The organism is Roseobacter sp. (assembly GCF_045106495.1).
Lineage (GTDB): Bacteria > Pseudomonadota > Alphaproteobacteria > Rhodobacterales > Rhodobacteraceae > Roseobacter.
In genome coordinates this window covers 1-17839 of sequence record NZ_JBGCEQ010000028.1, presented here as the reverse complement: position 1 = coordinate 17839, position 17839 = coordinate 1, and the positions used below count along the sequence as shown (strand labels likewise).

Here is a 17839-nt window from a genome sequence, read left to right as displayed (position 1 = left end):
TGCTGCACATGCGGAGGCTGAGGCTTTGGTCTATGAAAGGTTTCAATCCGATCTCAACTGGCCTTCGCCTCACAACTCACCATAGGTCGTCAAACCTAAACGGCGGACGTTTGTGCAAAGTGCAGCATCAGTCGAATTGGGGCTCTTTGCGGCCATCTGAGCTTATGCAGCATGTGAACCCTTGAGTTGTTACTCATCGATGAGGACGGCCCATTGCTGCCGTTCATCCTCCTCCGGTAATGCTGCGGTGCGGCCCGTCAATCCGGACATTCGCTGCGGGCGCAAAATCAAGGTTTAGGTGAACTCACAGTTTGCGCAACAAAACGGGCTTTCGCTGCACTTGCTTGAATGTCCGCTTCAAAAACTGTGGCCGCTCTCGGCCGGACCCCGAAGCTAAAGCACAGCCTTCTTAAACACTTCAACGATCCAGTCCAAGGATACTCTGACGCGGTGGGTAGAAGACAGCAACGGCAATGGGCGGGGGCGCTGAATCTTCTGAGAGGTGAAACCTAGTGATTTCAGTTGGACTATGATTTCGTGATATTGGCACTAGAAAGATCTTTAGAAGGGCCGTGCTATGATGGAAATTCAAGAACTGCTTTATTGGGAACATCTCGGCATAGCAGGCGCTGTGGCAGTCTCGGCCTTTGTCCTCCTCGGGCTATTCTTGCGTTTACACGAAACGCCGACGTCCCGGATGCACATCTGGGCGATGATCGCTTTCTTTGTTAATACCATTGCCGATGCAGTGAACTCATTTGCCTATTCGGGCGTTTTTTTAGTGCAGAGCACTTTCTTTCGTTGGCATGACGTATTCGTTCCCGGATTTATGGTGGCGCTATATTTTTACGTCCGTGCATTGACCAGTTCGAACGCAACCCTGCATCGGCGTGACGCCGTTCACTTGTTGCCATTCGTTATGAGTTTCATTTGCCTCGCGCCTGCACTGGTGCTTCCAGCCAACGTACGGCGTGGTTTGGTCGAAGGCGCGATATCTCCGAGTTATCAGCAGCTTATTGACCTCGGGGAAATGGCGTACTGGATACTTTGGATCGCGATTTTGATCATCTATGGCGGCCTCTGCATACGGAGATTGATACAGCATAAGCGCAATATCCGGGATGTGTTTTCCGATCTGGAAAACAAGACATTGCGCTGGCTGGATGGGTTGGTGGCGACAATTCTGATCCTCGCGTTGTTCGTGATTATTGACGAAGTGCTGCTGTTGATGGGCTCCCCGGCCATACGTGAAGGAGTCTGGTCGCGGCTGTTCGACCTTGTCCTGCCAATGTCTTTCGGTATTTTCGCATTGCGGGCAAATCCACCTTTGCCGGATTGGTCTGAACAGATATTGGAAGCGCCCACCGCCCCCGAGATGCCCGAACCGGGAGAACCACAATCGCGCTACGCACGTTCTGGATTGCAACAAGAGGACATCGACCGCTATGCCGCCCGACTGGAAAGCCGGATGGTGAAAGGTCAGCTCTGGCGTGATCACGGATTGAATTTGAGCAGCCTCGCATCTGCGATTTCGATTTCGCCCATCCATTTGTCCGAGGTGCTGAACACCAAATTGAGCATGCCATTCTATGATTACGTAAACCAATGTCGCATCCGCGATGCCTGCGATTTACTCGTCAAAACCGATGACACAATCATCGAGATCAGTGAGACCGTGGGCTTCAATGCAAAATCCACATTCAACACCAGTTTCAAGAAGGTTACGGACCTGACGCCCTCGGGTTGGCGGGCAACACACAAACCCCAAAGTGCCGTCGGAAACGTGTAGCTGCGCTGCACCGTTGAAAATTCGCGCAATTTCCGCGTGCATAACGCATTGGAATATAATCTAAAAAATTCCCAGAAGTTCGAGCCAGCTTGTTCGAACGTCCTATCCAGCCTGCGCGGTCGCGATTGGCGTCAGGCTTTTCGTATCCTTTTTGCACACTCGCTGTTCGCTGCTCAACAAGAGCGTAAGTCTGCCGGGCAAACTGCCAAAAAAGGACCTTGAAGATGAAAAACCTGACTACACTTCCCGCTCTTCCGAATGTCGCGTCAGAAAGTGTCGCGGTAGACACCGCCGCGCAGTCGCGTTCAGGGCAGTTGTATTTTGTCCAGTGGCTTCGTGTTATCCTGATCTCGCTGGTGGTTGCCCATCATGCAGCACAGCCCTACGGGCCAACGGGGGGCGAATGGCCGATTGATGACCCTGTCTCAAACAACTGGCTGGGGGCTTTCTTTCTGTTTAATTCCGCATTCTTTATGGGATTTTTCTTTTTCATATCCGGATATTTTGTAAGTGGATCGTATGATCGTAAAGGTGGTGTGGCGTTCGTTCGTGACCGCGTCATTCGGTTGGGCGTACCGTTGGTCTTAGTCTGTCTTTTTCTGTTCGGCCCCATCACGTATCTGGGTTCTGGGTCTCAGGATGGCTTTGTTGAATTCTTGCTTTTTCGGTATATCGGCCAGTGGCAAATCGAAATGGGTCCGCTTTGGTTCATTGCACAACTGCTTGCCCTCAGTATTGTCTATGCTCTTTTGCGCGGGATAGCGTCGACACAAAATGGACGGGAGCCTCAGGTATTCTCAACTCCCAGCAATCGAGCCATTTTGATCTACGCTCTAGCGTTGGGGATTGCGGGGATGATTGTCCGCAACTTTTTTCAGCAAGATTATTGGGTTGATATACTTGGTGTGATCCCTGCTGAGTTGGTCCATGCGCCTCAATACTGGAGTCTGTTTCTAATTGGAATTATTGCAGGACGCGGGCAATGGTTGGAGAAACTGCCATCATCCTTGGCGCCAAAATGGTTGGCAATTGGCATGGCCGCATTTGTCATCGCGGTCATCACACAGCCATTTATGCAAATATTCCCTGAGGGCATCCTGCCTGACGCAATGACACTTGGGGGAAAACAATGGGGCATTCTTTGGGGGCTGCTGGAGGCTTTTACCTGTGTTGGCCTTATCGTTGGGTTTTCAGTGTTGTTCCGAGACCGATTTTCGGCCCCAAACAAGTGGATGGAACGCCTAGATCAGAATGTTTTTGGCGTTTATATCTTTCATGTTTTCATCCTAGTCGGATTGCAGGGCGCTATCCTCAACATTGATCTGCCCGCGCTTGCGAAATTCGCGATTGTAACCATAGCCGGGTTGATCATCAGCTTCTTCAACACGACCTTGTTGCGCCTTATCCCGGGGGTGAAACGCGTGATCTAGTTTCGCCGGTTTACGGTGGGTGGTCCGGGTTTCTGCTTAAGTCGGTGGCCACGCTTGACCCAGTGAAAGACCGAGGTTAGATGCGTCAAAGCGGCCATACGCGCCAAACAATATAACAGACAGTTTGGGCTCAAACCTGACTTCTGACGTTTCTGATCCGGTTATCTTCGGCCGAAAGTGACTTCCATGTCGGCTGTGCGGGACAAAACCGACTTTGGAATTTCGACCTTCGCTGACGCAGCATTCCCTCGCAAATGTGGCACGACTTTCGCTGCAATGCAGTTCATGTCGCCAGAGCGGTCATTCGACGGCAACCAGGCCACAGCCGCTTGTTTTGCAGATTGGACGAATGCTAAAGCTGGCTTTCAAACAGCTACATCGGCCTGAATATGGTGCGCCTACGCGAGCGAGGTGCTCCACCGCGCACGCCGTGAGATCATGTCACTTCTTGGCACCGCGCGGAAACTGAGGCGGTGTTGTCGGCACGTAGGGGAAACGCCCGCGCTGCTTGGTGGCAGTCGTGTTGGGATCGGAACCGCCCCGGACATAGACCTTGCCGGGATCATATTCAGGCCCGAAGTCCCAGGTTGGAAAGCGCCCGTGTTTCATGGCGTCATGCACAAACATGCGCTTTTTCTGCGAGGCGCGAATGCGGAGCTCAAGCGCCTCTTCATCCCAACGTTCCATCATTGTCGCGAACATCAGTTCGATTTGCTCCTGATGTTCCGGCGCGTTGGCCAGATTGTTCAATTCAAGCGGATCAGCATGCATGTCAAAGAACATCTTGGGGTCAGAGCGGGTGTAAACCAGCTTTTTGCGCCCTTCGATCATGATGAACGCGGGGCCATAAAGGCTTTCACCAGTGGATTCGATGAAAACGTGATCCTCTAAGCTATTCGGTTCAGGAAGGTCCAGCAGGCTGCGGCCATCGTGGGGAGCAACATAGCCATCAAACGCACCACCGCTCGCGATATCAGTGAAGGTCGGCATCAGATCGACGAGTGAGGTCACGGCCTCTTCCCGGTGGCCCGCTTTGACACCGGGGCCTTGCATGATCATCGGTACGCGCAGCGAGGCCTCGTAAGGATTGAACTTGAACCACATGCCACGTTCGCCCAGCATTTCGCCGTGGTCCGAGATCATAAAAACGTAGGTGTTGTCCAGCTCACCAATGCTTGCCAGCGTTTCGATCAACCCGCCGACCAATTCGTCGATATGGGTGACCATCGCGAAATACGCACGGCGCGAGCTGTGCAACTGCTCGGGCGTGATGTCGAATTCGTCTTGTCGGATCGTCATGAAATAGCGTTGCGACCACGGGTCCCGATCTTCATAGGGGATATGCGGCACCTCGGGTTCAGGAATGTCGCGACCTTCATACATGTCCCAGTATTTGCGGCCTGCAACAAACGGGTTGTGCGGTTGGGTGAACGACACGTGCAGCATGAAGGGGCGATCATCGGTAGAGCGCGCGTGGTCGTAAAGCTCTTTGCGCGCGGCGATGAAAACCTCTTCGTCGTAGTCCAGTTGTAGGTTGCGCTCGCAATGGCCGGATTCGACGACACTGAGCAGGCTCATGACTGAGGGCGCGTAGGCCTCGTCGGTCTTGTCCCAATCCATCGTCCAAGCGAAATCTGAGGGGTAAATATCGGTGGTCAGGCGTTCCTCGAACCCGTGCAATTGATCGGGGCCGACAAAGTGCATCTTGCCCGACAGCGTTGTCTTGTAGCCAAGTTTGCGCAAGTAATGCGCATAAGTCGGCTCGGAGGGCAGGAACTCCGCCCCGTTGTCAAAAACACCAACGTCCGAAGGCAAGCGACCTGTCATCATCGAGGCGCGCGACGGGCCGCACACCGGATTGTTGCAATACCCGTTGGCAAAGGTCGTCCCGTTCTGCGCCATTTTGTCAATGTTCGGCGTGATCGCATAGGGCTTGCCATAGGCGGACAGGCAAAGTGCAGTCATCTGATCGGCCTGAATGACGAGGATATTGGGACGGGTCATGGGACTTCCTTGCAAGAATTGATCCGCCCGAGGAAATGCCCGAGCGGATGTCGTTTGATCTTACTTTTCGCCGACGCGGGCAACGAATTCTTCGATGCCGGGTACGCCAATCTCACGATAGTACTTCAACGCACCGGGATGCAAAGGCGCACCAAAGCCGTTCAAAACGGTCTCTTTGGTTACGCGGCCAAAGGCCGGGTGAACACCTGCCAGATCATCAAGACTTTCGAAAATTGCCTTGGTCATGGCATAGACACGATCCTCGGACACATCGGCAGAGATCACCAGACCGTTTGCGAGACCATACGTCGGAGTGTCAGCCGCCACGTCCTCATACGTGCCGCCAGGGATCGCGAGGCGGAAGTAGGGGGGATACTTGGCGCTAAGGTCCGCGTAGAATTCATCCGAAATCGGGATGAGTTTCACGTCACGTTGCGCCGAGAGTTTGATCACTGGTGGCAACGGGAAGGAGCCGTTCCACAGGGCGGCGTCGATATTGCCGTCGCTCAGCATGTCGACCATATCACCAAGGCGCACACGAAAGGCTTCAAAATCGTCGCCCGCGACCATCTCCATCAGAACGTTCGCATCCAGCATCGACACGCCGCCAGGCTGACCCATGCCAACACGCTTGCCCTTGAGGTCCGCCAGTGTGTTCACCGGCCCACCTTCTAGCGCGATCACGTGCATGCCAACGGGTGCAATGGCCATCCACGACAGGATCTTGCCGGGCTCACCCCCCTCGTAGGGGCCGGTCGCGGCATAGGCCTCGTATGAGGACAGGGTCGTCGCCATCGAGGCTTCGATTTCTTCGTCCTGCAACAGTTTGATATTGGCCACATAGCCTTTGGTTTCTTCTGCCGTGGCTTCGACGCCGGCGATGTTCTTGTTGATCACATCGGCGATGCCCGCCGACCAAGTATAGGCCGTGCAGCCAACCGGGCAGGACCCGATTGAGAAAAAGTCGTCTGCTTGGGCTGCAATCGGAGCCAAAAGTGCCGCCGCTGCAAAAAGCGTTGATTTCAGTGTGAGTTTCATTGGGTCTCTCCCTTTGAGGTTGTTTTGATCGATTCTGAGCCGATTTCTGTGTTGGTTGTTTCGTGAGGTTCGCCTTTGCGCAGGCTCCAGAAGATCAGTGCACCGGCGAGCAGGAATGCGAGCGCATCGAACCGCCAATCCGAGCTTAGAAACAACACGGCTGCCAGAGCGAAGCCAAAGCGCTCGATGATGCTTAGGCGATAGGCGAACACGCCCATCATCGCGACACTGGCCGCCACACCGCCTGCAATTGCGGTGATGAAAGACACCACCACCTGCACCCATGTGACGTCTATCCCCAGAAGCGCGGGGTCGTAGACGAAGAAGTAGGGCACAGCGAAAGCGCCCATGCCGAATTGACAGGCCAGGACCGCGATTTTCAGCGGGTTCCCCTGACTGATCGAAGCAGCCGCATAGGCAGCCAAAGCAACAGGCGGCGTGATCGAAGACAGCATGGCAGAATAAAGCACGAAGAGGTGTGCGGCCAGAAGCCCGACACCCAGATCAACAAGCGCCGGAGCGACGAGTGTCGCGACAAGAATGTAGGCAGCCGCCGTTGGCAGGCCCATCCCGAGGATCAGGCAGGTCAGCATGGTCAACATCAGGGCCAGCGGCAATTGACCACCGGACAGCAGCACCACAAGCGTCGAGAATTTTAGCCCAACCCCCGTAAGCGTGATAATCCCGATGATGCAGCCCGCCGCCGCACAGGCAAGTGCCACAGGGATGACCGCGTTGGCCGCCGTAACTGCGGTTTCCACCATACGGCGCGGTGTCTGCGCTGAAGCGGGACTGAAGAAGCTGACGATCACCGAGGCCGCAACAGCCCAGAACGATGACAGCATGATCGAATATCCGTTCAGCAGCATGCTCACGAAAACTGGCAGCGGTGCCAAGAGATAAGAGCGCTTAACTATTGAAGCCCAGTCGGTGGTTGAATCCGCGTCGCGCAAAAGCGGAATATTCCGTTTGACTGCCTCAAAATGCACCATAGCCAGCAGCACCGCATAGAAGATTACCGCAGGAAGGAAGGCTGCTTTGGCGATGGTCAGATAGGATGTCGCGGTGAATTCGGCCATGATGAAAGCCGCAGCCCCCATCACCGGCGGCATCAGCTGCCCCCCGGTCGAGGCGACAGCCTCAATCGCGCCGGCCGCTTCTTTGCGATAGCCGCTTTTGCGCATCAGCGGGATCGAGATCGGCCCGGTGGTCAGCACGTTGGCAACCGCAGTGCCGGATATCATACCCATCAGGCTGGACCCGACGACAGCGGCTTTAGCGGGCCCACCACGCATCCGGCCCGTCAGGCCTGTGGCAAAATCCATCAGCACTTGTCCAGCACCGGTCTTTTCCAACAACGCGCCCAGCACGACGACGCCAGTCACGAATGTCGCGCTGACGCCAAGTGGCGTGCCAAAGATACCGCCGCCGCCCAGATATAACTGCGCCGTTACGCGTTTCAGAGAATATCCGCGATGCGCCAGCCCATCGGGCAGATAGGCGCCGAAAAGGCCGTAGGCGATGAAGATTGCCGCCAGAATAACGATAGGCCAGCCAATGGTCCGACGGCAGGCGTCGAACAGCGCGATGACCAGAATAACGGCGAAAATGATCTCATAGTCCGTGATCTCGCCCCAGCGATCATTGATCGCGTCGAAATTGACTATGTGGTGCCCCGTGGCGACGATGCCCGCAGCCAATACCAAAAGGATCCAAAACTTTTGCAGGGTGGCCCTCAGGCCGCTCGCCCCGTCCGCGCTTACCGATGCGCGCAGGGCCGCAACGTAGACAAGCGCCATGACCAGAAGCAGGTGCGCGCTGCGCTGCAGCCCGTCAGGGAAAACCCCGAAATAGGCCGTATAAAGCGTCAGGCTGACCAGTAGAACGGACACAATCCCGATGGCCCAGTCAAAGACCTTTTCTGGCACCGCGCTAAGCATAAGCCGTCCCTTTGTCATGATCCGACGCGTGCGCGTTCAGGCGTTCGAAATCCAGCCAGTCCGAGTAGCAGAATGTGTGCAGCGCCAGCAATGATGCTGCTTCGGCGGGGGACACCTCACCTTTCACCAGCCGAAATCCGCTGTCGGACCCATATCCATATTCGGTGGTCAGCTTCTCTTTGGTACCGTCGAAATAGGCACTATTGGACCCAAGCGTTCCGCTGAGGATGATCAGTTCTGGCGCAAGGAGCTTGGTCAGCGGGTCTAGCGCTTCGGCCAGAAGACCACCTGCGTCGTTCAGATGTTCCGAGTTTGCGTCGTTATCGACAAGATCCAAAAGCGACGTTGCATAGACCGGAAGTTTCGAATGCTCAAACGTATCGTGATCAAGCGTACCCAGTTTTGCCAGCAACCCAAAGCCCGTTGCCGAAAGGTTTAGGCAGTCATCTCTGCCACATGTGCAGCGCAGTGGGCGGCGATGAGACCGAAAATGGCCAATTCGCCCAGCGTCACCTGAAGCGCCGCGAACGACGCGCGCTTCGGACACAACACCAACACCGGCAAAGGTTGCCACGTGGGCCAACGCAAACTCCGAAACACCTTGGGCGGCACCGAACCGCATTTCCGAAAGCGCAAGCGCGTTGGCAATGTTTTCAATCACGACGGGCAGGCCAGTGTTGTGGCGCACTTCGTCCCAGAACTGACCCCCGTCGTTGTCCCAACCAAAGTACTCGGAGCGGATAATCTTGCTGCGATCCGGCGACGTTTTGGCGGACAGGGCCACGCCAACGCCGACGATCCGGCTTGTGTTGATGCCCGTATCCTTGATCAGGTCGCGCAGAGCATTTGAATAAATCCGAGCGGTTTCAGTCGCGTCTTCAAAAGAGCTGTTACTGACCTCTCTGCGGGCGATCGTCTGCCCGTTTGCATCACAGATCGACACTTCTGAGAAATAGGCCGAGACGGTGATGCCAGCGGCAACAACACCTTTGGGATTGATCCGCAGGCCCTTGCGCGGACGACCAAGTCGACGCTGACTACTCGAGTTTTCTTCGGAAAGCTCGAATTCTTCGATGATATCGGCCCCAAGCAGATCCCGCGCGATGCGGGTTGCGGCCATCTCGGAAAACCCAAAGCGACGGGCCAATTCGGCACGCGATACTCCCGGTTCTGCCTGAATGCGGCTCAGCATGAGCCCCCGGTGCGTGCGACGCAGACTTGCTGGGGTTGAGCTTGATGATTCTTTATTAACCATCTGTTAGTTTGTAATGATGGCGCGCAAGGTCTGTCAAACATTTCATGCTCAGCTGTTCGGTTTCTATCAGTTGACGGCATCGTGCTCGTCCGTTGAAAGATAGGCTGGCAGCAGCGCGTCTCCCGAAATGATTGCTGCCACATCTTCTTGAGAAAGCTCAGGGAAATGCGGTGCGACGGGTTCCACCTTTGGCAGCCGTCGATTGGCCTTGGTGCCATCCACGCCCCCCGAGCCACGGCGTACATAGCGTGTCTCGTCGCCCTTGCGCGCAACAAAATCCCAGTCCTCGGGAGCGCCGGGCGTTGTCTTCAGAAAAAGACGTTCTGCCTGGCTGGTACGAATCTGTTTGTCGATCTCATCAGGATCCCAGCCATCCAGAAGAATGGCTTTCAACCGCTCATATGTGTCCGTGTGCGCAGGATCGCCTGCAAGATTTTGCAGCTCATGCGGGTCGGCCTCCAGATCGTACAGCAGATCCGGATGATCATGGGTATAGATCAGCTTGAACTGCCCTTGACGCACCATGCGGTAGGGTACGCAAGGCCCGATGCCATAGTAATCCGATATCACCAGATCACGCGTCGCCGCGCCGTTCAAAGCAGGCTCAAGACTTTCGCCATCACACGGCAAGCGCACCTTGCCGCCCCCGATACCGACAAGCGTTGGCAAGAGATCAACCAGCGAGACGCAGTCTTTGACACGACGCGGCGCATATTTTTCGGGCGCTGAGACCATCAATGGCACTCGCGCTGACCATTCATAGAAACTCTGCTTGAACCACATACCGCGCTCGCCCAGCATCTCGCCGTGGTCTGCGCAGAAGATCACAACTGTGTTGTCAGCCTGACCACTCGCCTTCAGCGCATCGAGAACTTCTCCGACCTTGTCGTCGATGAATGAGATCATCGCGTAATACCCATGCCGCGCGCGCCGCAGATCGTCCTGCGTGACGCGGTGACGGTGCCTCCCATGTGCAAAGAACAGTGCGCGGGACGCATAGTCGAGATCCTCGAACGGCAAGGCACCGACCTGTGGCACATCAATGTCGTCTGGATCATAGCGATCCCAGTATTTCTGGTCCGCAACAAACGGTGTATGCGGACTGGTGAAAGATGCGATCTGAAACCAAGGTCCAGCATCATCGCCCCGCCGTGCAAGATCATAGATGGTCTGCACTGTGGCGTGGGCGACTTCCTCGTCAAAATCCTCTTGCAAGGTGCGTGCTGCTGGTCCGGCATCGACGACACCGTTCAGCCCCGTGGCTGAGGGCACGAAGGCCGGACCCGCCTCCCAATCAGCTACCCAATCAAAGCCTGATGGATAGACATCCGTCACTGTACGTTCATCAAAGCCGTGCTTCTGATCTGGGCCGATGAAATGCATCTTGCCCGACAACATTGTATGATAGCCGAGGTGCCGAAGATGGTGCGCTATAGTCGGCTGGCTGGTGGCCAACTCGCAGGCGTTGTCCCAGACCTTGATCGCTGGCGTCAGCCGCCCCGACATCATCGACGCGCGAGAAGGCACGCAGACCGGATAGTTGCAGTAGGCGTTGTCGAACACCACGCTCTTGGCGGCCAACCGGTCAAGATGCGGCGTCTTGCAGACCGGGTTTCCATAGAACGACAGCGCCTGCGGGGCCAGCTGGTCGGCCATGATCATCAGGATGTTGGGCTTGTTGGTCATCGGCTTACACTGCCGCCCGGCGGTACACTGTATGCTCGGTGGTATAGAACTGAATCGTCGACGGGCCGTTCGAGCCACCCACCCCCATGGCACTGTCCTTGACGCCGACAAACGGCAGGTGGTTTTCCGGGAAGCTGCCTGCGTTCACATGGATCATGCCGCTTTCGCTCTCCGCGATAAAACGCTCGACCACGTCTGTGCGCTCCGAATAGAGGCATGACGATAAGCCAAAGGCGACGTCGTTGGCGACGCTCAGGGCCTCGTCCACCTTGTCATAGGCAATCACGGAAAGGACCGGGCCAAAAACCTCGTCACGGGCGACTTCCATACCGCGGGTCACGTTCGACAGAATGGTTGGTGTGTAGAAATACCCGCCCGTCTCCGTCTTGAGCTTTTCACCACCCGCCGCGACCGTGGCACCCGCAGCCTTTGCGCGGGTAACAAAGCCATCCACATCCTGAAGCTGCTGCAAACTGGCGAGTGGTCCGATTTTTGTACCATTCGCTGCGCCGTCCATTGGCTGCATGGCCTCAGCGCGCTTGGAGAGACCCGCAATCACCTCTGCTTCGAGCGTCCGGTTCACAACCACGCGGCTGACGGCCGTACATCTCTGGCCGCACACGGCGAAGGCCGAAGCCATAATTTGATCAAGGACGGGTTCAAGATCGGTAGCGTCGTGCAAAACTGCAGGGTTCTTGCCACCTAATTCAAGCGACACTTCCGCCAGATGACCCGCCGCTGCTATCGCTACGCGTTTGCCAACCTCGACAGAGCCTGTGAAGCTGATTGCATCAATGCCAATGTGCTCTGACAAAGCCTGCCCCAAGGCACCGCCGCCAATCACCGATTGCACGAGGTCTGCGGGCAGCACTTCAGCAGCGACCTCGGCCATCAAAACGATAGCGCCGGGAGTCAAAGATGCGGGCTTGAGGATAATTGCATTGCCGTAAACGAGCGCCGGGATAGCTTTGCGCATCGGCGTGCTGAACGGAAAATTCCAGGGATTGATGCCAAGGATCACGCCGCGCGGGCGACGGGTGGAATAGGCGACAGTGCCCGGGATTTGCGACGGGAAAACCTCGCCAATGGGAGCACTTGCACGACCGATGCAGGCACGGGCTTCGCCGACGGCCTTGGCAACCTCGCCGCGTGCCTCGGCCAATGGCTTGCCCATTTCTTTGGTGATTGACATAGCGATGTCTTCTGCGCGCGCCTCTAACGCGTCCACGAAATTGGCGACAACCGCGCCGCGCTCTGGTTGTGGTTTTGCAGCCCAACCCGCCTGCGCCAGACCTGCACGGGCGACGCAGTCATCCAAGGCGTCCAATGGCGTTTCATCAAAGGTCGCCACGATCTGTTCAGGAGCGGCAGGGTTGCGGATTTCAATGAGCATGTGTGGTGTCCTGTGCTGTGCCGGAGCCGTCGGCGCGGATCATTGCGGCGGCTTTTTCGGCAATCATAAAAGTGGGGGCATTTGTGTTGGCGGAGGTGATTTTGGGCATGACCGAGGCATCAACCACGCGCAGCCCCTCCACGCCATTGACCCGCAATTCGGGGTCCACTACGGCGCCCGCGTCTAACCCCATGCGGCAGGTGCCAACTAGGTGGTACACCGTTCCCGCCATCTGACGCACGGCGGCCAGAACCTCAGCATCGCTTTGATGTTGCGCACCGGGAATAACCTCGCGCCGCCAGCGATAGCGAAACTCAGGTCGATTGTAGAGTTCGCGCACCATGCGGATGCCTTCGACGATAACCTTCTGGTCCTTCTCGGCTGATAGGTAGTTGGTGCGTATGCGCGGATCAGCGAAAGGATCAGAGTTTGCAATACGGATCGACCCACGGCTTTCTGGATGGCATTGCCAGAACGAAGTGGTGAAACCCGAATAGCGGTGCAAGGGCTTGCCGGGTTTGTCGACAGATAGTGGCATGACGAACAGTTGCAGATCGGGACGTCCGCCTGTCGCGAATTTTGTGCAAGCCGCGCCGCCCACCTGACCGGCCCCCACGGTCAACGGCCCGCGCGCGCCAAGCAACCACTCCAACCCCATTTTGGCGAGACTGAAAGGGTTTCGTATGTGATCGTTCAACGACGCGCCACGCTCTTCCAGTTCGACAATGGTGCGCATTTGTAGGTGGTCCTGCAGGTTCTCGCCCACTTCGGGGGCATCGACGCGCACAGGGATGTCATGCGCGCCCAGAAGCTCGGTTGGTCCAATACCCGACAGCTGCAAAAGCTGCGGTGTCTGAACAGACCCGCCACACAGGATCACTTCGCAATCGGCATGCACCTCATGCGTCGTGCCGTTCTGTACATAGCGCACACCGGTCGCGCGGAAGCCGCTGAAAAGAATCTCCAACACCTGTGCGCCCGTCTCCAGCGTCAGGTTGGGCCGTTGTAAAGCGGGGTGTAAAAAGGCCGTCGCCGCGCTGTCCCGCCAACGCCCGCGAAGCGTCAACTGGTACTTGCCAACGCCATAGGCGCTTTCCCCGTTGAAATCATCGTTTTGCGGCAGACCGTGCGCGCGGGCCGCTTGCAGCCAATCATTGCAAGCCGGGTTGTTATTGCGCAGATCGGATACCTGCAACGGCCCATGCGCGCCGCGATACTGCGATGGAGACCTGGCATATGTCTCAAACGCTCTGAAATGCGGCAACACTTCATTGAACGACCATCCCTGCGCGCCAAGTGCCGCCCAATCGTCGAAATCAGCGTGCTGACCGCGAATATAGATCAATCCGTTGATCGAGCTTGATCCGCCTACCACACGCCCCCGTGGGCAGTCCATTTGCCGCTCGCCAATGCCAGGATCCGGATCACCGCGATATAGGTGCGAAACGCGCGTATCGTAGATGGATTTGTAGTAGCCAACCGGAAGCTTCAGCCAGAAACCACGGTCTGCTCCGCCCGCTTCGAGAACAAGAACACGCGCGGCGTCATCTTCGGATAAACGGGCTGCCAGCGTTGACCCTGCCGTGCCCGATCCGATGATAATGTAGTCAAAGCCTGTCATGCAGCCTCCAAAAGTTCTAAACATAGGATTAATCGAAAAGCTCTGGTCGTGCAACAAAAAGTTCTATATATAGAACTTTAGGATCAATCGGGAACCGCCCCACCATGATAGACACGCTTCGGCAAAGTCGCTCTCCGCTTTACCTTCAGATCGCCGAGATTCTGCGGCAGGATCTGGATCGTGGCGTCTGGGAGGTAGGTGATCTTTTGCCAACAATTTCAGACCTTTCGGCAGAATACGCCGTCGCAAAGATCACCGTTCGTCAAGCCGTGAAGATACTGGAAGAGGAAGGCCTGCTGGAATCGCGGCGCGGGCGCGGAACAACCGTTCTGCCGCCCCCACCAGCGCGGGATCGCCTGCATCTGGGCACGCGTCTGTCTACTTTGGCGGATCACTATCGCGGTGACAAACCGGCGCTAGACCTTCTGGAAGACCGCGACGCCGAGGTGCCGGGTGAACCGCTGATCGGCACCTTGTCGGACACCGGCTATCATCTGTTACGCCGCACCCATACCCGCGGGGGCGAGACCTACTGCGTCATTTCGATTTACTTTGAAAAGGAAGTCTTTGCCCGCCACGAGGCAGAGTTCAGAACGCAGCTTGCCTTGCCGGTGCTCGTTGATTCCGACGATATTGATGTCGCCCGGGCACGCCAATCGCTGACCATCGGCAAATGTGATTTTGACACCGCGGGTTTGTTGAGCCTCGCCGTCGGCGATCCGGTGGTCGAGGTGCGCCGCGTCATCTGTGACGCCCGGGATCAAGTCATCTACCTCGCTGATGTCACCTATCGCAGCGACTTTGTGCGTCTGGAAATGGACCTTCTGTCATGATCACGATCACGTGCATTCAGGCTTGGGCCTTTCGCAGCCCGACGAAAAAACCCGTCGCCACATCCTTTGGCGTCATGCACGACCGCCCAGCCGTTCTTGTGCGCGTTGAGGATCGGTACGGCGCGTTCGGTTGGGGCGAGATCTGGGCAAACTGGCCCGCTGCCGGGGCAGAACACCGTTTGCGTTTGCTGGAGATGGATGTCGCGCACTTGGTCTTGGGTGTTGAATTCGCTTCGCCTACCGATTTCTTTTACAAGCTTGATGCACAAACCCGGATACGTGCTGTGCAATGTGGCGAGGTCGGGCCGTTCGCTCAGGTCATCGCCGGGCTGGACATCGCGCTATGGGACTTGGCCGCGCGCCGCGAAGGCTTGCCGCTGCGCCGTTTGATCCGGGAGGACGCGCCTGAAAGCGTCCCAGCCTACGCCAGCGGCATTCAGATTTCCGCCGCCGCCGATCTGATGCCCCGTGCGCGGAACGATGGGCACCGCCGGTTCAAGCTCAAGGTCGGCTTTGACATGGCCGCCGACGTTAGCGACGTGCACCGGATACAATCTGAGTTGGCGGAGAACGAGTTAATCGCCTGTGATGCTAATCAAGCGTGGTCGCTGGAACAGGCGAAGGCGTTTCTGAACGGTATCAATGGCGTGCCGCTTCACTGGCTGGAAGAACCTCTGCCAGTTTTCAACGATACCGCCGAGTGGCAGAGCCTCGCGGGTTACGCAAGCGTCGCACTGGCGGGGGGAGAGAACATCATCGGAGTGGCCGATTTCGATCACGCCATCAAAGCAGGCGTTTTATCCGTGATCCAGCCCGACGTCGCAAAATGGGGTGGGATCACAGGCAACTTTGCTGTGGCCCGCAACGCGCTTAAAAACGACCGCCGCTATTTCCCGCACTTTCTTGGCGCAGGCATTGGAATAGCCGCCTCGGCGGAATTGCTGGCTGGTGCAGGCGGCGACGGGCTCTTGGAAGTTGATGTCAACGAAAACCCGTTGCGCACCATGTTCTTTGGCGACCGTGAGCCTGTGTCAGACGGCAAGTGGCGCTGCAGCGACGGACCTGGTCTGGGAATTGACGGCATCCCAGCGGAGTTGGCACCACTTCAAACGCTTTACACCGAGATCAGCTAGGCCTCAGTCAGACCAAACCACGCGAAAACCATGGTGCGTGGTCGAGCTGTCTGGCGATGTTCCCGACCGGGCGGCAATGCGGTAGCGATAGCAATAACTGCGGTGACACAGGAATGAGCCGCCCTTTGACAGCTTGTACCCCTTCATCCCCGACAATCGATCATTGACCGCGCGTTTCAGCGAGCGGACGCGATAGGGATCGGCGGTCCATTCCCAAACATTGCCGACCAGATTGTAGAGCCCCCAGGGATTAGGCTCAAAAGATCGTGCCGGGGCCGTCGTTACAAACCCATCTGCCGCAGTGTTCACCTTTGGAAAGTCGCCTTGCCAGATGTTGCACGGAGTGATGTCCGTATCATTCGGCTCTGCGTTTCCCCAAGGAAACCGGACGTCGCCTTGGCCCGCACGCGCCGCATGTTCCCATTCGACCTCGGTGGGTAGTCGCCCACCGACCCAGGAGGTATAAGCGCGCGCATCGTTCCAAGAAATATGCACGACAGGATGATCGGGCTGGCAATCATGTTCGGTCTCAGGACCGTTCGAAGCGAACCAGCAGGCACCATCAACTCGTCTCCACCATTCAACGTCAGGCACCGCCTGTGTGGGACCGACACTCCTGGGTACCTCGCTCCAAAACACGAAAGACCAGCCAAATCGTTCTGCTTCGGTCACGTAGCCTGTGGCGTCAACGAAAGCACGGAACTCTTGGTTTGTGACAGTGGTGACAGCCATTCGAAACGGTTTGATCACGACCCGACGAATTGGCCCTTCGCCATCATCTGGGATCTGCGGGGACCTTGTGCCGACCATGGCCGTACCGCCAGGGATCTCCACAATTTCGGCGTAGCTGCGACCGCCACTTCGCTCAAATTCAGCCTGTGTAAGCGCAAGAGATCCAGCCCTCGCAGGCGTGCAGCACCGCTTTCCCTCCATTTTTGCGATATTTCGCATCACCCCTCCACGCCGGACATGCCCATCCATAGAATGGTTTTTCGGGCGCATACACAATGGGAGTTCGATGTCCTTCCTATTTCGCTCTGAAGGAAACAAGCGATTTCGTCCCGAGTTACGAGGGGAACGACTGAGATTTGAGTATCTCGACAAAAAAGAGCGCCACGTGAATTCAAGATAAAGGGCCGCACGGTCATCAAGAAACTCAATGCCCAATTCCTGCCGCGACCTGCACAAATAGCCGCTTCTTGCGCTGCACGGCGGCATGAAATCCTCCGCCCAAGCCACATTTTTAGCGCTGCGAGCGCACGCAGCACGAAACCACAGTAACCGGAATGGGCTCCAGAACCATATTTCGCGGCGCGTTGACCCAACAACAGCTATCGATACGGGGAAGTCGGCGCATCGGCAAAAACAGTTGAATCTCAGTTGCGTAGTCCGCGCCTCGAACGGCTGGTTCGAGACCGCCTTCATGGTCGGCAATGCCGCACTGACATTAGGCGGCCCAGTGCTCACACTGACCGATGCTGCGCGGTATCCGAATGACTGCTATGGTTGAATGTATCGGTTGATCACCGCGATCACGACCGCCTCTGTCGATGTTTTGGCGTTGAGTTTTTGGCGCGCGCCAGCCAGATGAAAATCCACTGTCTTGCTATTTACGCCAAGACGCCTTGCGATTTCGGCGTTGCGATCCCCCTTGGCGAGCCAAAGGAGGCATTCCGCCTCACGGGGGGAAAGCGCGCTGTCTTTCGGATAGATGATA

The 17839-nt window shown here is 56.7% G+C and carries 13 protein-coding genes; 4 read left to right on the top strand and 9 right to left on the bottom strand.

Going from position 1 to position 17839, the window contains the following annotated elements:
• The first annotated feature begins 577 nt into the window (after window positions 1–577).
• A complete protein-coding gene (locus AB8B75_RS17050) occupies window positions 578–1789 on the top strand; it encodes a helix-turn-helix transcriptional regulator (protein ID WP_405364012.1) in 1212 nt (403 codons plus the stop codon).
• A 224-nt stretch (window positions 1790–2013) separates the two neighbouring features.
• Entirely contained in the window at window positions 2014–3219 is a 1206-nt protein-coding gene (locus AB8B75_RS17045) for an acyltransferase family protein (RefSeq protein WP_405364011.1), read from the top strand.
• A gap of 441 nt (window positions 3220–3660) precedes the next feature.
• Here AB8B75_RS17045 and betC (AB8B75_RS17040) read toward each other — a convergent pair whose 3' ends face one another.
• From betC (AB8B75_RS17040) to AB8B75_RS17010, 7 genes are all read right to left on the bottom strand, one after another.
• Window positions 3661–5223, bottom strand: coding sequence for a choline-sulfatase (gene betC / locus AB8B75_RS17040; protein WP_405364010.1), 1563 nt, complete (start codon window positions 5221–5223; stop codon window positions 3661–3663).
• Window positions 5224–5283: 60 nt separating this feature from the next.
• A complete protein-coding gene (locus tag AB8B75_RS17035) occupies window positions 5284–6261 on the bottom strand; it encodes a TAXI family TRAP transporter solute-binding subunit (RefSeq protein WP_405364009.1) in 978 nt (325 codons plus the stop codon).
• Window positions 6258–8219 (bottom strand): TRAP transporter permease, encoded by a 1962-nt coding sequence (locus tag AB8B75_RS17030; protein WP_405364008.1) that lies wholly within the window; start codon window positions 8217–8219, stop codon window positions 6258–6260. The genes AB8B75_RS17035 and AB8B75_RS17030 overlap by 4 nt, the downstream gene beginning before the upstream one ends.
• Window positions 8194–9393, bottom strand: coding sequence for an ROK family protein (locus AB8B75_RS17025; RefSeq protein WP_405364007.1), 1200 nt, complete (start codon window positions 9391–9393; stop codon window positions 8194–8196). The genes AB8B75_RS17030 and AB8B75_RS17025 overlap by 26 nt, the downstream gene beginning before the upstream one ends.
• Before the next feature lie 129 nt (window positions 9394–9522).
• Window positions 9523–11142 (bottom strand): choline-sulfatase, encoded by a 1620-nt coding sequence (gene betC / locus AB8B75_RS17020; RefSeq protein ID WP_405364006.1) that lies wholly within the window; start codon window positions 11140–11142, stop codon window positions 9523–9525.
• Window positions 11143–11146: 4 nt separating this feature from the next.
• Window positions 11147–12535 (bottom strand): aldehyde dehydrogenase family protein, encoded by a 1389-nt coding sequence (locus AB8B75_RS17015; protein ID WP_405364005.1) that lies wholly within the window; start codon window positions 12533–12535, stop codon window positions 11147–11149.
• Window positions 12525–14156, bottom strand: coding sequence for a GMC family oxidoreductase (locus tag AB8B75_RS17010; protein WP_405364004.1), 1632 nt, complete (start codon window positions 14154–14156; stop codon window positions 12525–12527). Before AB8B75_RS17010 ends, AB8B75_RS17015 begins: the two co-directional genes overlap by 11 nt.
• A gap of 104 nt (window positions 14157–14260) precedes the next feature.
• Here AB8B75_RS17010 and AB8B75_RS17005 point away from each other — a divergent pair, with 104 nt between their 5' ends.
• Both AB8B75_RS17005 and AB8B75_RS17000 read left to right on the top strand, forming a co-directional pair.
• Complete coding sequence (locus AB8B75_RS17005) at window positions 14261–14989, top strand: GntR family transcriptional regulator (RefSeq protein WP_405364003.1); 729 nt, start codon at window positions 14261–14263, stop codon at window positions 14987–14989.
• Window positions 14986–16122: a mandelate racemase/muconate lactonizing enzyme family protein gene (locus AB8B75_RS17000; RefSeq protein ID WP_405364002.1), complete on the top strand. Its 1137-nt coding sequence runs from the start codon at window positions 14986–14988 to the stop codon at window positions 16120–16122. Before AB8B75_RS17005 ends, AB8B75_RS17000 begins: the two co-directional genes overlap by 4 nt.
• Before the next feature lie 3 nt (window positions 16123–16125).
• On the opposite strand, the gene AB8B75_RS16995 is transcribed toward AB8B75_RS17000, so the two are convergent.
• Entirely contained in the window at window positions 16126–17073 is a 948-nt protein-coding gene (locus tag AB8B75_RS16995; RefSeq protein ID WP_405364001.1) for a formylglycine-generating enzyme family protein, read from the bottom strand.
• Between the two features lie 549 nt (window positions 17074–17622).
• Window positions 17623–17839, bottom strand: a 217-nt coding sequence (locus AB8B75_RS16990; protein ID WP_405364000.1) for a helix-turn-helix transcriptional regulator, incomplete at its 5' end; no start/stop codon positions are given.